General features: G+C 48.2%; 15 protein-coding genes. 7 read left to right on the plus strand and 8 right to left on the minus strand.

Features of this window, described 5'->3' with window-relative positions:
• Positions 1-13: 13 nt before the first annotated feature.
• From ABU190_RS02795 to ugd, 7 genes are all read left to right on the plus strand, one after another.
• Positions 14-1,024, plus strand: a complete 1,011-nt coding sequence (locus ABU190_RS02795; RefSeq protein WP_354690322.1) for a glycosyl transferase family 2 — start codon at positions 14-16, stop codon at positions 1,022-1,024.
• 14 nt (positions 1,025-1,038) lie between these two features.
• A complete protein-coding gene (locus tag ABU190_RS02800) occupies positions 1,039-1,824 on the plus strand; it encodes a pyridine nucleotide transhydrogenase (protein ID WP_354690323.1) in 786 nt (261 codons plus the stop codon).
• Complete coding sequence (locus ABU190_RS02805; protein ID WP_354690324.1) at positions 1,821-2,633, plus strand: TIM barrel protein; 813 nt, start codon at positions 1,821-1,823, stop codon at positions 2,631-2,633. Before ABU190_RS02800 ends, ABU190_RS02805 begins: the two co-directional genes overlap by 4 nt.
• A gap of 15 nt (positions 2,634-2,648) precedes the next feature.
• Entirely contained in the window at positions 2,649-3,005 is a 357-nt protein-coding gene (locus ABU190_RS02810; RefSeq protein ID WP_343193383.1) for a multidrug transporter, read from the plus strand.
• A 17-nt stretch (positions 3,006-3,022) separates the two neighbouring features.
• On the plus strand, positions 3,023-3,814 hold the full coding sequence (locus tag ABU190_RS02815; RefSeq protein ID WP_354690325.1) for a glycosyltransferase family 2 protein: 792 nt from the start codon (positions 3,023-3,025) through the stop codon (positions 3,812-3,814).
• Positions 3,815-3,825: 11 nt separating this feature from the next.
• Positions 3,826-6,132 carry a hypothetical protein gene (locus ABU190_RS02820; RefSeq protein ID WP_354690326.1) on the plus strand — a complete coding sequence of 769 codons (2,307 nt, stop codon included), beginning with the start codon at positions 3,826-3,828 and terminating at the stop codon, positions 6,130-6,132.
• A gap of 811 nt (positions 6,133-6,943) precedes the next feature.
• On the plus strand, positions 6,944-8,110 hold the full coding sequence (gene ugd, locus ABU190_RS02825; RefSeq protein ID WP_354690327.1) for a UDP-glucose 6-dehydrogenase: 1,167 nt from the start codon (positions 6,944-6,946) through the stop codon (positions 8,108-8,110).
• A 36-nt stretch (positions 8,111-8,146) separates the two neighbouring features.
• Here ugd and ABU190_RS02830 read toward each other — a convergent pair whose 3' ends face one another.
• From ABU190_RS02830 to hisD, 8 genes are all read right to left on the minus strand, one after another.
• Positions 8,147-9,151 carry an NAD-dependent epimerase gene (locus tag ABU190_RS02830; protein WP_107223904.1) on the minus strand — a complete coding sequence of 335 codons (1,005 nt, stop codon included), beginning with the start codon at positions 9,149-9,151 and terminating at the stop codon, positions 8,147-8,149.
• 146 nt (positions 9,152-9,297) lie between these two features.
• Entirely contained in the window at positions 9,298-9,909 is a 612-nt protein-coding gene (gene hisIE / locus ABU190_RS02835) for a bifunctional phosphoribosyl-AMP cyclohydrolase/phosphoribosyl-ATP diphosphatase HisIE (protein WP_354690328.1), read from the minus strand.
• Entirely contained in the window at positions 9,903-10,679 is a 777-nt protein-coding gene (hisF, locus tag ABU190_RS02840) for an imidazole glycerol phosphate synthase subunit HisF (RefSeq protein ID WP_354690329.1), read from the minus strand. Before hisF ends, hisIE begins: the two co-directional genes overlap by 7 nt.
• Positions 10,661-11,398 (minus strand): 1-(5-phosphoribosyl)-5-[(5-phosphoribosylamino)methylideneamino]imidazole-4-carboxamide isomerase, encoded by a 738-nt coding sequence (gene hisA, locus ABU190_RS02845; RefSeq protein WP_354690330.1) that lies wholly within the window; start codon positions 11,396-11,398, stop codon positions 10,661-10,663. Before hisA ends, hisF begins: the two co-directional genes overlap by 19 nt.
• On the minus strand, positions 11,398-11,988 hold the full coding sequence (gene hisH, locus ABU190_RS02850) for an imidazole glycerol phosphate synthase subunit HisH (protein ID WP_041851939.1): 591 nt from the start codon (positions 11,986-11,988) through the stop codon (positions 11,398-11,400). The genes hisA and hisH overlap by 1 nt, the downstream gene beginning before the upstream one ends.
• On the minus strand, positions 11,988-13,055 hold the full coding sequence (gene hisB, locus ABU190_RS02855) for a bifunctional histidinol-phosphatase/imidazoleglycerol-phosphate dehydratase HisB (RefSeq protein WP_041851938.1): 1,068 nt from the start codon (positions 13,053-13,055) through the stop codon (positions 11,988-11,990). The genes hisH and hisB overlap by 1 nt, the downstream gene beginning before the upstream one ends.
• Complete coding sequence (gene hisC / locus ABU190_RS02860) at positions 13,052-14,113, minus strand: histidinol-phosphate transaminase (RefSeq protein ID WP_354690331.1); 1,062 nt, start codon at positions 14,111-14,113, stop codon at positions 13,052-13,054. The genes hisB and hisC overlap by 4 nt, the downstream gene beginning before the upstream one ends.
• Positions 14,110-15,414, minus strand: coding sequence for a histidinol dehydrogenase (gene hisD / locus ABU190_RS02865; protein ID WP_354690332.1), 1,305 nt, complete (start codon positions 15,412-15,414; stop codon positions 14,110-14,112). Before hisD ends, hisC begins: the two co-directional genes overlap by 4 nt.
• Between the last annotated feature and the right edge of the window lie 24 nt (positions 15,415-15,438).

A 15,438-nucleotide genomic window follows, 5' to 3' on the forward strand; every position in this document is an offset into this window, starting at 1 on the left:
AGAGACTACACAAGTGAAAAGCGAATCTTTTGTTTCTGTTGTTTTAAAGACTCATGATCTCTCGGGTGAATTAACATCAAAGCTACGACAAATCCAGCAACTACTGGATGTAAATTATAGTGATTATGAAATCTTAATTGTCTCTAAAGGGCCCTATCGTGACGTACCGAGAAAGTCCGCAGTGGATCAAATTTTAGAAACTATTCCCAGTGTGCGCTTTATGCAGCTCTCCGGCGCAGCACATGATGATGTGGTTTGGGCTGCCGGGCTCGAAAATGCGATCGGCGATTTTGTTGTTCTTTATGATCACCTGACCGATCCCGTCGACGTTATTCATCGCGCCGTTGAGGAATGTAAGTCTGGTTATGATGTTGTCGTCGGTGTCTCTAATCAACCTCTGCCATGCGTCTATCGCTTTTTACGCAATACCGCATCCCACATTCTGAGTGCGATTGATTACCATATCCCTAAGAACTCTACCGGGCTGCGTTGCTTAAGTCGTCGTGCGGTAAATGCGGTGACGGATACTGGCCGTTTTCATCATCAGTTTTACCTCCGCATTCAAAAGACCGGCTACCCGATAAGCGAATTGGTTTATGAACCGATTAGCGAAAACCACGTTAAAAAATCGATTGTGTATGGTTTTCGTAATTTAGTGCGGCTGATGGTATTTAACTCTTCACGGCCACTGCGCTGGATGTCAGTTGTTGGGACCATCGGAAGTACAAGTGCATTGTTGTTTGCTATTTACAGTATTGTGGTCAATCTCATTAATGGCCACGTTGTTGAAGGGTGGACGACAACCATTCTTTTTATGTCGGTGCTCTTTATGCTCCAGTTCATCATGCTGGCGTTTTTCGGTGAATACCTCAGCCGATTGCTGGATGATCGGAGTGAGCAAGCGGCTTATTCCGTCGTATTTGAGAAAAATAGCGCGGTGATGGTGAATCAGGATCGCGTAAACGTTTTAAATGATGCCACTGCTGAAGAGTCTAATCTTGTGCAGACCGGACGCGACCGATAATTACAGGAGAGAACATGGCGAAGGCGTTAATTGGGTATACCGGGTTTGTTGGCACCACTTTGATGAAGCAAACCCAATTTGACGATTTTTATCGTTCGACGAATATTAATGATATTAAAGGTAAAAAATTCGATCTTGTTGTCTGTGCTGGCGCCCCCGCGCAGAAATGGATTGCCAATGCCGATCCACAAGGAGACCGTGAGAAAATTGACTCCCTGATCGCCTGCCTCGACAGTATTGAATGCGATAACTTTGTCTTAATCAGTACGGTTGACGTTTTTAAAACACCCGTGGGTGTTGATGAAAATACACCGATTGATGTGCAGGATCTGCACGCTTATGGTCTGAATCGCTATCGCCTTGAGCAGTTTGTCGCACAAAAATTTACGCGTCATGTGATCGTGAGATTACCTGGTCTGGTTGGTCCTGGATTGCGCAAGAATATCATTTTCGATTTTCTTAATGATAATAATGTCGCCAAAATCGAAAGCCGTAGCGTTTTCCAGTTTTACCCGATGGTTAATCTCTGGTTTGATATCAACAAAGCACTCGAGAACAATATCAATCTCGTTCACTTGACGGCTGAGCCTGTTTCTGTTGCAAAAATTGCGGGTGAAGGTTTTGGTTTTGACTTTAGCCGTCAACAGGCCGCATCGCCCGTTTCTTATGATATGCGCAGTGTATATGGCGCATTATTTGGCGGCACTGCGCATTACCAGTACTCCGCGAAGGAAACGCTACAAGCGGTCAGACATTACGCGCAGTCGGAACCTAAAAAAGCTCAGGAAGATAAGCAATGAGAATCTCCATCTCAAACCTTGCCTGGGATATTAGCGAAGATCTCGACGTATTGTCTCTGCTTAAAGAGTTTCAAGTTGATGCTATCGATATTGCTCCCGGTAAATATTTTCCAGAGCCAGCCAAAGCAACAACCGCAGATATCATGGCGGTAAAAAACTGGTGGAAAGAGCAGGGGGTTGACATCATCGGCATGCAGTCACTCTTGTTTGGTACTACAGGTTTAAATGTATTTGGTTCGCAAGCGGTCCAGGAAAAACTACTGGCGCATTTAGCTGATATTTGTCGTATCGGTTCTGTTCTGGGGGCTACTCGTCTGGTGTTTGGCTCGCCAAAAAATCGTGATTGCTCCGGTCTTAGTGCAACGGAAACCGAGCGTGTTGCCCAAACGTTTTTCCGTAAACTTGGTGATATTGCTGCCGATCAGGGTGTGATTGTCTGTCTGGAGCCAAATCCGGCGGTTTATGGCGCCAATTTTATGACAACAAGCAATGAGACCTGTGATGTTGTCACGGCCATTGCTCACCCGAACATTAAAATGCAGCTCGATACTGGGGCAGTCATTATTAACCAGGAAAATATCGAGACTGTATTGGCTCAGGCGAAGAATGTTATCGGGCATGTGCATATCAGTGAGGCGCAACTTGCGACGGTTGGCGATACGTTCAATGGACATGCCGCGCTGGCCGAAGTATTAAAAACGCAATTGGCAACTTTCCCGGCCACGATTGAAATGCTTGCAACGAAAGAGGAATCACATCTCGTTTCTATCCGTCGCGCTCTTTCTCATGTCACTTCCTTATATCGTTAAACAGGTACAACGACCTTGAAATGGTTAATACTTATTTTAGGCATCGCATGTAATGCCTCAGCCAGTGTCTTAATTAAAATGGCGATGATGCCACCGCGTAAATTTCCTTCCCTGGCAGACCCCCTTGCGTCGTTGACAAACTGGCCGTTCTGGTTAGGGTTGGCGCTCTATGGTGGCGCATTTGTCCTGTATGCCGCATCGCTTGCAGTGTTGCCTCTAAATATCGCACACCCAGTGCTCACTACCGGTGCGGTTGCTGCGGTAGCAATACTGTCGGTCGTTGTTTTTAACGAAACATTTCACTGGACGACTATTGTAGGTGTTGCCTTTGTTATCGTCGGTGTTGCATTGATCACTTCGAAAGCGGCTTAACAAGAATGGATTTTGCTATGAATAACAAAAAAAAATGGGAAGTTCCTGCATACAACGTCACATTATGGACGGAAAAAAAGCATGATGCTTGCGTAGTGATCCCGGTCATTAATGAAGGAAAGCGTATCGTCAGCCTGCTCACTAAGATGAATAATCTGAATATTAGCGGCATTGCAGATATCATTATTGTGGATGGCGGTAGTACAGATGGTTCGCTGGAAACAGAAAACTTATTAAAGTTAAACGTCAGCGGCCTGTTACTTAAAACCGGGCCAGGAAAGTTAAGTGCGCAATTGCGTTGTGGTTATGCGTTTGTTCTGGAAAAAGGCTATAAAAATATCATTACCATTGATGGTAATGACAAGGATGATCCTGCGCCTATTCCGGAGTTTATCGCCGCCTTAGAGCAGGGATATGATTTTGTACAGGCCTCGCGTTTTGTAAATGGTGGTGTAGCGGTTAATACGCCTAAATCACGCGACTTTGCGATAAAATTCATCCACGCGCCCGTATTGAGCATCGCATCTGGGTTCCATTGGACTGATACAACGCAAGGATTCCGCGCATACAGCAGCAAAATGTTGTTGGACGAGCGTGTTGCGCCATTCCGTGATGTATTTATGACGTATGAGTTATTGGCTTACCTGTCATATATTGCGCCGAAACTGGGTTTCCGTTGCATCGAACTGCCGACCTCACGTATCTACCCGGAAGGGGAAGTGCCGACAAAAATCAGCAGCTTTAAGGGTAATTTAGCTGTATTAAAAATTTTATTTAAATCCTGCCTGGGACATTATAATAAACGCTGAGAAGAACCGTTATGAACTCGTTTTTTTATAAGTTAAAAATCACATTACATAAACATCAAAGAGAACTGTTTATATTTTTCTCCTTGTTTATTTTAATATTTTCATCTGTCAGGTTGTATCCTGCTAGTTCCATAGGTAACGTGGAGCAATGGATAAATCTGACAAATTCAATGTTTGCGCGTAATCAGGATTTTTTGTTCAGTTATGGTCCCTTATATTGGCTCGTTGGTGGGGTTACAACGCCCTTTAACCAAATTACATATTGGGCTGCGGTTTTATTCTTAACAACTAATTTCGCCTTCTTTTGGACCATACTTGTTCTTATATGTATCGATTCTAAAAGATATTTTTCATTTGCAGCGGCATTCCTTATTTTTATCCTAACATTACAAGTTAATTGTGCGTTATTCCTTTGGCCATTGATGGTTTTAGCATACATTGAGTTTTACAGGAAACGTCAAATTACTTTGTCCTGGAAGATTTGCATTGCGCTTGGGGTTGTTGTTGGTATTGAATTTTATGTTCGCTTCTTTTTTGGTTTGATCAGTGCAGCTATTTTTACAACATACTTAATTAGCCATTTGCCATCCCGAAAAGCGCTCAACACACTGATTGCATTCTGTATTACTGTCCCTATAACATATGTTGTGATTGGATTTGCCATTTTTCATGATTCTGTTAGCATAGTAAGTTATTTAAAAATCAACATGCAACTTAATTTTGGTAATGCAGTTGATATGACGTTGGATGTTGAAAATACTTTTGCGACTTATGTCTGTGCATTTATTATTCTGGCGTGTTTCATCATTCAGTGCTTAACAGTTCGTCGATATCTTTTACTGACGTACATTGCGTTATGGGTCATTCTTTTTAAATTGGGATTTGGTCGAGCTGATCATTACAACACTTATTTTGTCGTTCCAATGATTATTTTGTCACTTGTGCTTGTTTGTGAGAAATTTCCGATTGGACGTCTTGTATATGGTATTTGTTTTGTATCATTGTTATTTATGGCAACACATGAAACGTTTCCTGGAGCTGCCACGATAAAGCCATTCTATACAGTTTTTAATTTTGACCAAGACTATAATGATAGAATGGCAAACACATATACTGAATACAAATTAGACGGACAGGTAACGAATCTTGTTAAGGATTCTACAATAGATGTTTATCCTTACAATAATGAGTATATGATTGCTAATAAATTTAATTATATTACTCGTCCGCTATTTCAGAATTACATGACACTTACGCCAGAGTTAGACGAAATGAATAAAACTTTCTTTGAGTCTAATAACAGGCCGGAGTTTGTATTATGGACTGGTGGGCTAACTTGTTATTCAAAAGATTGTAATATATTTGAAGGGTTTGACTATAAGTACTCTCTAAACGAAGATCCTCTTACTAGCACAAGTATTTTGAACAATTATGATATCGCTGCCATTAGCCATGGACGCGGGAATGTTCCGGTTGTGTTGATGAAGCAAAAAGCTGAGATTAATAAAGAGGAATATACATCTTTATCACAGCAAGAAATGCAATTTGGGACTTGGTACAAGGTACCGCAAGTAGATAATGCTATTGTCAAAGTGCAGCCGGGTTTTGAGTTTACCCTTTTAGGGCGGCTCAAAAATCTTCTCTTTAGAGGCGGTATCGTTAAGGTAAAATATAAGCTCGAAAGCGGCGATATAAAAGAGTTTCGACTGAATATACTTAATTCTGCTAGTGGAGTTTTGGCATCACCTTTTCTAACTGGTATTTCAGTAGAAGGTGTGCAAGGAGAATCAGTTAAAGCGATAATGTTTGAAACGGATGCGAAATTCTATCTCCATGAAAATTTCATAGCGAAGTTTATTCAGCTTAAAAATAATCAAATACATATTATACCGCGCGTAGTCAATTACAATAAGGCAGAGACGTTAGTTAATAATATTACCGTTAATCCGATCTTCTGTGATGGCAGTATAGATGTGATAAACAATAAAAAAGCTGAGAGCCAGACGCTGGATGATGCGTCGAGTCTTCAGGTTCAGGGCTGGCTTGCCGCGTCAAGCACGAAAGGTGAATTGTATGATAAAAGCTTGGTAATGCTGAAGCCTAAAGAAGGTAAGACATTATACTTTACGACCGATGTAAGCAATAGGCCTGATGTTGCAGATGCTTTCCATCATCCAGACCTTACTTCTGCGGGACTCTCGGCTCTTGTAGATATTAAAAAACTAAGCGGCAATTACTCAGTTAGCCTTGCAGGTATTCGCGGAAACAATTTGTATATGTGTAGTAATATTAACTTTGACGTGAACTTTCACAAATAGAAAATTACGGTCTGTTTTGACTAATCATCCGCAGATCTCTTCTGTGGTGGTAGTCAATAACAGACCGCCTCTGCAATAATGCTACTCATGGAAAATCCGAAAATGTTGCACATCCAGGCAGATAAAGATTTACCAGGAGTTGCTTTCATAAAACATCTTATACGCCCTTGTTTTACCAATTTTATTTAAATATCAATCATTGGATTTCTTTAAAAATACTGGCCCTGAAGGTTAAAAACTTAATCTTCTGCTCAGTCACAATGTTTCATTTTATTCTGTGCGCATTCTCTTTCCATTTCCTGTCTTGCCTCATTGATTTTACTCCTTTATCATTTAATATATGATGCCTTTTTTGAATATAATTTTTTCTTGTTATTAATTCCCGTGCTGGCGTTTCATATGACATGGAAAATACATATTCATTTTATTGTTTTGTCATTGAGATTTTTCTCGGGTTTATTTTTTTTTTTTTGCTAAAAATCGCAAGCAACTACTCTTATGTTTGAAAGGTTCAACCTTTTGATAACACAAATTGGTTACGTAAGCTTATCTGGACGATTAATCTGAATTTTTCTAATGTATTACAAATTGTTATGTGAGGATTTTCCTATTTTGTAGAGATTCTAAGTTAACTATTGTCCTGTAACTTAATGTTTTGTCTACTAAGCGTACAGTAATTAAATGTTCAATCACAAGCAGCAACAAGTTCTTGCTCTTGCTTGACGGCATTGATATTGCGACGGCAGAATTAACAGGTAAGGTTGGTTTTACTACCAACTCATATACTCAAACTACAAAAGATGCTTATCGAATGAAAATAACAATCTCCGGAACAGGTTACGTTGGCTTATCGAACGGTATTCTGATTGCGCAGCATCATGAAGTGGTCGCACTCGATATCGTGCAGGCTAAAGTCGATATGCTGAATCAGAAAAAATCGCCGATCGTTGATAAAGAAATTGAAGAGTATCTGGCGACAAAAAATCTGAATTTTCGCGCCACCACGGATAAGCAAGATGCCTATCGGGGCGCCGATTATGTCATTATTGCCACCCCGACTGATTACGATCCGAAAACCAACTACTTCAATACTTCCAGTGTTGAGTCGGTCATCCGCGATGTGCACGAAATCAACCCCGATGCGGTGATGATTATCAAGTCTACCATCCCTGTGGGGTTCACCCAGTCCATCAAAGATGAGCTCGGTATCGACAATGTCATCTTCTCGCCGGAGTTCTTGCGCGAAGGTAAGGCGCTTTACGACAACCTGCATCCGTCACGTATTGTCATTGGCGAACGTTCCGCACGCGCAGAGCGTTTTGCGGGGCTGCTGCAGGAAGGGGCTATCAAGAAAGATATCCCAACGCTGTTCACCGACTCCACCGAAGCCGAAGCCATCAAGCTGTTCGCCAATACCTATCTGGCAATGCGTGTGGCCTATTTCAACGAGCTGGACAGCTATGCCGAAGCGCTGGGGCTGAATACGCGCCAGATCATTGAAGGGGTTTGCCTTGACCCGCGTATTGGCAATCACTACAACAATCCGTCATTTGGCTATGGCGGTTACTGCCTGCCAAAAGATACCAAGCAATTGCTGGCGAACTACCAGTCGGTGCCGAATAACATTATTGCGGCTATCGTGGATGCGAACCGCACGCGCAAAGACTTCATTGCTGACTCCATTCTTTCCCGTAAACCGAAGGTGGTGGGTGTCTACCGTCTTATTATGAAGAGCGGTTCGGATAACTTCCGCGCATCCTCTATTCAGGGGATTATGAAACGTATCAAGGCGAAGGGTGTACAGGTCATCATTTATGAACCGGTAATGCAGGAAGACGAGTTCTTCCACTCTCGCGTTGTCCGCGACCTGGAAGCTTTCAAGAAAGAATCGGATGTGATTATTTCAAACCGTATGGCGCCGGAGCTGGCGGATGTTGAAGCCAAAGTCTATACCCGCGATCTGTTCGGTAACGACTAAGCACCGAAATGAAAACGGCCCGTCAGGGCCGTTTTTTTACGCCTTGTAATACGACTTGTACCACTCGACAAATTTCTTCACGCCTTCTTTAACCGATGTCTGCGGTTTAAAACCGATGGTGTCATACAACGGCTGCGTATCGGCGCTGGTTTCCAGCACATCGCCCGCCTGAATCGGCATCATATTCTTTTGCGCTTCAATACCCAGTGCTTCTTCAAGCGCTGTGATGTAATCCATCAACTCGACCGGCGAGCTATTGCCGATGTTGTAGATATGGTAGGGCGCTGAACTGGTGGCCGGGGAGCCACTTTCAACGGTCCAGGTCGGGTCAGCCTGCGGAATCACATCCTGCATGCGGATAATGGCTTCAACAATATCATCCACATAGGTAAAGTCGCGTTTCATCTTGCCGTAGTTATAGACATCGATGCTTTTGCCTTCGAGCATGGCTTTCGTGAATTTAAACAACGCCATGTCCGGGCGTCCCCACGGGCCATAAACCGTAAAGAAGCGCAGTCCCGTGGTCGGCAAACCATAAAGATGTGAATAGGTGTGCGACATCAGCTCATTGGCTTTTTTGGTTGCGGCGTAAAGCGATACTGGGTGATCAACGGAATCTTCCGTAGAGAAAGGCATCTTGCGGTTCAGACCGTAAACAGAACTGGAGGAGGCATACAGCAAATGCTGAACCTTATTGTGGCGGCAGCCTTCCAGCACGTTCAGATGACCAATCAGGTTAGCTTCGGCGTAAACATGTGGGTTTTCCAGTGAATAACGTACGCCCGCCTGAGCGGCAAGATGGATAACGCGGTCAAACTTCTCTTCGGCAAATAATTGTGCCATCCCTTCACGGTCAGCCAGGTCCAGTTTCACAAAGCGAAAGTTTTCGTTTGCCAGTAAGTTCAGGCGTGCTTCTTTCAGGCTGACTTCATAATAATCATTAAGGTTATCTATCCCTGTGACCTGATGGCCCGCCTGTAACAGACGTTCGCTGACGTGAAAGCCGATAAAGCCGGCTGCGCCGGTGACCAAAAATTTCATCTTCAACCTCAATGTCTGGTGATGCAAAACATGCAGCGCGGCAGGAGCAGCGCTGAACCATGAGGCGGATCATACCTGTTGAGAAGCAGAATGATAACTGTTAATTCAGTGGGGAAGAGGGGGAGTGCAGGCACTCCCCATAGCAATTACTGGTGACGCTTACGCAGATTTTCGATAACAGCGGTCAGATCCAGGTTCTGATCCTGCAACAAGACCAGCAGGTGATACATCAAGTCTGACGCTTCATTGGTCAGTTCTTCACGATCGTGAACGGTGGCCGCCAGTGCAGTCTCCACGCCTTCTTCACCCACCTTTTGTGCGATACGCTTGGTGCCGCTGGCATACAGCTTTGCGGTATATGAGCTGGCCGGGTCTGCCGTTTTGCGTTCGGCGAGCAGTTGTTCCAGTTGGTAGAGGAACAGCCACTGATGGGCATTGTCGCCAAAGCAACTGGACGTTCCCGTGTGGCAGGTTGGACCAATGGGATTCACCAGTACCAGCAGGGTATCGTTATCACAGTCCGGCGCAATGTTCACCACATTCAGAAAATGGCCAGAACTTTCGCCTTTGGTCCACAAACGTCCTTTGGTCCGCGAGAAGAAGGTGACTTTGCCACTTTCCAGCGTTTTCGCCAGCGCGTCCTTGTTCATATACCCCAGCATCAATACTTCGCCGGAGACCGCGTGTTGCACCACGGCGGGCAGCAGTCCGTCGGTTTTTTCCCAGTCCAGTTGGGCCAGTTGCAGCTCTGTTAACATACCCTTATCTCCACGCCCTGGCCTGCCAGGAACGTTTTTAACTCACCAATATTGATAATTTGCTTATGGAACACCGATGCCGCCAGCGCGCCGTCGACGTTGGCGTCGCGGAAGGCCTCAAGGAAGTGTTCCATTGTACCCGCGCCACCGGAAGCGATAAGCGGGACGTGGCAAACCTCGCGCACTTTTTTCAGTTGCTCAAGGTCATAACCGTTACGCACGCCGTCCTGGTTCATCATGTTAAGCACGATCTCGCCAGCTCCGCGTTTCTGCACTTCCTGCACCCAGTCCAGCGTCTCCCAGGTGGTCACGCGGGTGCGGCTTTCATCACCGGTATACTGATTGACGTGGTACTTACCGGTCGACGCATCAAACCAGGTATCGATACCCACCACAATACACTGCACGCCAAAACGATCGGCGAGGCGGGTGATAAGCTCCGGATCCGCCAGCGCCGGGGAGTTGATGGAAATCTTATCCGCGCCGAAAGAGAGAATTTTGTGCGCATCGTCAGCAGACTTGATCCCGCCCGCCACACAGAACGGAATGTCAATCACTTCCGCGACGCGAGAGACCCAGCTTTTATCGACCACGCGCCCGTCACTGGAGGCGGTGATATCGTAAAAAACCAGTTCGTCTGCGCCTTCTTCGGCGTAGCGTTTCGCCAGAGGCACGATGTCACCGATGATTTCGTGATTACGAAACTGGATACCTTTCACCACCTGACCATCGCGTACGTCGAGACAAGGAATTATCCGTTTTGCCAGCATTGGATGGCCTCCGTTACAGTAAATTTACCTTCCAGCAGCGCGCGACCCACGATCACGCCTTTCACGCCTGTTCCACGCAGCGCCGCAATATCATTGATATCGCCGATACCACCGGAAGACTGAAACGCAACCTGCGGATATCGCGCGCACACTTCTTCATACAGCGACACGTTCGAACCTGCCAGCGTACCATCGCGGGAGATATCGGTGCACAGCACATGCCTGAGGCCAACCGGGAGATAGATTTCTACCAGTTCTTCCAGCGAGACGCCGGAATCTTCCTGCCAGCCGCTTACCGCCACCTGTTTATTGCCTGCGGCATCAATGCGTACATCCAGCGCCAGGACCAGCGCATCGGCGCCAAAACGCTCGAACCACCCTTTAACGACCTCGGGTGATTTCACGGCTGTTGAACCAACGACCACCCGGGCGACACCAGCATCAAGCAGCGCGGCGACATCCTCTTCGGTACGTACACCGCCGCCGACCTGTACCGGCACATTCACCCCGGCAACCAGTGTTTTCAGCAATGGGATCTGGCGACGCGCCGGATCTTTCGCACCGGTTAAATCCACCAGATGCAGTACTTGCGCACCCTGGGCGGCGTAATCCTGCAGGCGCGGCAACGGGTCGGCGCCGTAGTCGCGCTGCTGACCATAATCCCCCTGGTGCAGGCGCACTACCGTTCCATCAATTAAATCTAAAGCCGGAATAATCATCACATCTCCAGAAAGTTTTTCAGCAGTTGTGCACCCGCGCGCCCTGAACGTTCCGGATGGAATTGCACGCCATAGAAATTGTCTTTTTGCACCGCAGCAGTAAACGGCGTGCCGTACTGACACTGGGCGATGGTATAAGGGTTAACCGGCATGGCGTAGCTATGAACAAAATAGAAGTACGCGCCGTCATCTATCCCCTGAAACAGGCGATTGCCTGCTTTCGGATAGACTTGGTTCCAGCCCATGTGCGGCAGTGGTAAACCAACATCTTCCATTTTCGGCACGTCCTGGTCGATGATACCCAGTAAATCCACGCCACTGTTCTCTTCGCTGAAACGTCCCAGTAACTGCATACCCAGGCAGATGCCCAGCACCGGCTGGGTGCAGGCTTTTACCAGTTCAATCAGGTCGCGTTCGCGCAATTGATCCATGGCGGCCTGCGCCGTGCCTACGCCGGGCAGAAACAGTTTGTCGGCGCGCAGCACCACGTCCGGATCGCGGCTCACCAGCGGCTCGTAGCCGTGACGCGAAATGGCCGATTTCACAGAGTTGAGGTTAGCGCAGCCGGTATCCAGGATAACGACATTCATCACAACACTCCTTTCGAGGAGGGAAGGGTATCGCCTTCGACGCGAATGGCCTGGCGCAGCGTACGACCAAAGACTTTGAACAGGCTCTCCACGCGGTGGTGATCGTTTTTCCCTTTGGTTTTCAAATGCAGCGTCACACCCATGGTGTAAGAAAGAGAACTAAAGAAGTGCTCAACCATCTCGGTGCTCAAATCGCCCACGCGCTGATAGGTAAACTCAGCTTTATATTCCAGGTGCGGACGCCCGGAAATATCCAGCGCGCAGCGTGCCAGACATTCGTCCATCGGCAGCACAAAACCGAAACGGTTGATACCACGCTTGTCGCCCAGCGCCAGTTTCAACGCTTCGCCTAACGCCAGGCCGGTATCTTCAACCGTATGGTGATCGTCAATGTAGAGATCGCCTTTGACGTCGATTTCCATGCGAAAGCCGCCGTGGGTGGCAATTTGATCGAGCATATGATCAAAGAAGCCCACGCCGGTGCGGATTTTGCTACCGCCTTCGCGATCCAGCCACACTTTGACGTCAATCTGCGTCTCTTTGGTTTTGCGCTCAACGTGGGCGTAACGATCGCGTTTGGTCAACTGCTCGCCAATAGCCGCCCAGTTCAGGGTTTCGCGGTTGTAACGCAGCCCGGCAATGCCCATATTGGCCGCCAGTTCAATATCCGTTGCGCGATCGCCAATGACGTAGCTGTTCGCTTTATCCAGCGCTTGCTCAACCAGCCAGCGCTCAACCATTTTTACTTTCGGTTTGCGGCAATCACACTCATCGCCCGGGAAGTGCGGGCAAATCAGCACCTCTTCAAACACCACACCCTGCGAGGTGAAAATTTGCATCATCAGGTTATGCGGGCCGTCAAAATCGGCCTGCGGGAAGCTGCTAGTGCCCAGACCGTCCTGATTGGTGATCATCACCAGTTTAAAACCGGCTTTTTGTAGTGCGAGCAGAACCGGAATCGCGTCCGGTTCAAAGGCCAGCTTGTCAAAACGATCGACCTGATAATCAGATGGCGGTTCGGAAATCAGGGTTCCATCACGGTCAATAAAAAGGTACTTCTGGCTCATACAGACTCCGCACGTAAAGCGTCGATGACGCGCTGGCTCTCTTCGCGGGTGCCGATAGTGATACGCAGGCAGCCGCTCAAGGTCGGTTGTTTATTTTGGTCACGCAGGATAATGCCCTGATCCCACAGTGATTTAAAGACAGCGCTGGAGGCTTTGAAGCGTACCAGAATGTAGTTGGTCTCTGAATCAAACACCGTCTCCACGCAGGGAATGTCACGAAGTGATGTTGACAGATATTCGCGCTCGGCCACGATCTGTGCGACACGCTCGCGCATCGCCACAATCCCTTCCGGGCTCAGAGCCTGGGCCGCGATATCGGCCACCGGTGTAGAGAGTGGATAGGGAGCGATCACTTTCATCAGCAGGTTGATCACCTCTTCATTTGCCAGGGTGAAGCCGCAACGCAGGCCTGCCAGCGCAAAGGCTTTGGACAGTGTGCGCAGTATCACCAGGTGCGGATACTCTTCAAGCCAGCCCGCCAGCGTCGCCTGAGGACAAAATTCAATATACGCTTCGTCGGCCACTACGAGCGCTTTGCCGCGCGTCATCTCCAGCACGGCGCGAATGTCCTGCGGATTGATGATTTGACCAGTGGGGTTGTTCGGGCTGCAGACATACAGCAGTTTGACGTTCTCAAGCTGGTCGGCAATGTTTTGCAGATCCAGTTGCCAGCCGTCCAGTGTCAGGGCCGTGCGGTACTCAACGCCAAAGGTTTCTGCGCTGACGCTGTACATACCGTAGGTCGGCGGGCAGAACAGAATGGCGTCTTTACCCGGTTCGCAGAATGCGCGGATTAGGAGTTCAATACCTTCATCAGCGCCGCGACTCACCAGCACTTGTTCCGGCTTAAGCCCGGCGTACTGCGCATACCCTTCAATAACTGCTTTTGGCTGACATTCCGGGTAGCGGTTCAGCGTTTGCTGAGTGAAATTAAATTCCACTGCCGTCGGAAATTCGTTGGCGTTCAACCAGACATCGCCCTTACCGCCAAGACGACGGGCAGACTGATACGGGGTCAGGGCACGTACGTTGGCGCGAGCCAGTTCCTCAATACTCATGCTTGCTCCTTAAGGGCGTTAACACGCAGGGTGACGGCATTTTTGTGGGCGGTGAGCAGTTCAGCGGCCGCCAGCGTTTCAATAGTAGAAGCGAGAGACGCGAAGCCTTCGCGCGATAATTCCTGGACGGTCATCCGTTTCTGGAAATCGGCCAGCCCCAGGCTGGAGCAGGTTGCGGTATAACCGTATGTTGGCAGGACATGGTTAGTGCCGGAGGCATAATCACCGGCGGACTCGGGTGACCAGTCGCCCAAAAAGACCGAGCCGGCGCTGGTGATATCATCCACCAGATCACGCGCGCTACGGGTCTGAATAATCAAATGCTCCGGACCATACTGGTTAGAGATTTGCACGCATTGTGCCAGGTCTTTGGCCACAATCAGGCGACTGGCGGAGAGCGCTTTACGCGCCGTTTCCGCGCGAGGCAGGTCGGCTAACTGACGTTCAACGGCGTCGGCAACGGCGCGGGCCATGTCGGCATCCGGCGTCAGCAGGATCACCTGCGAGTCCGGGCCGTGCTCCGCCTGCGACAACAGATCGGAGGCGACAAAATCAGGCGTGGCGCCGCTGTCGGCAATCACCAGCACTTCTGATGGGCCCGCTGGCATATCGATAGCAGCACCATCCAGACGCTGGCTTACCTGACGCTTGGCCTCGGTCACGAAGGCGTTGCCGGGTCCAAAGATTTTGTCGACTTTTGGCACTGATTCCGTGCCAAATGCCAGAGCCGCAATCGCTTGCGCGCCCCCCACTTTAAAGACTTCCTGTACACCGCAGAGTTGCGCCGCATAGAGAATTTCATCCGCAATAGGGGGAGGGGAGCAGAGCACCACTTTTTTGCAGCCTGCAATGCGTGCCGGAGTGGCCAGCATCAGTACGGTGGAAAACAGCGGCGCGGAACCGCCTGGGATATACAACCCGACGGAGGAGATAGGGCGGGTGACCTGCTGGCAACGCACGCCAGGCAGCGTTTCGACGTCCACCGTTTGCAGTTTCTGTGCGATGTGGAACGTGTCGATATTTTTAACCGCCACGGCCATCGCCTGTTTGATGTCGTCACCGAGACGGGCGCTGGCATCGGCAATTTCCTGCGCGGTCACTTTCAGCGTGGTAACGTCGGTTTTATCAAATTTCGCGCTGTAATCGCGCAGGGCGTTATCGCCATTACTTTTCACGTTGTCGAGGATCTCCACAACGGTACGGGTGATACTTTCTGAGGCAGAGATCGCCGGGCGCATCAGCAGCTCGCGTTGCTGTTCAGGGCTACAACTGTTCCAGTTGTTGATAGTGTTAAAGCTCATAATCATTTTCCTTTATAGGCAGGG

The sequence above is a fragment of the Phytobacter sp. RSE-02 genome, assembly GCF_040578655.1.
Classification (GTDB): Bacteria; Pseudomonadota; Gammaproteobacteria; order Enterobacterales; family Enterobacteriaceae; genus Phytobacter; species Phytobacter diazotrophicus.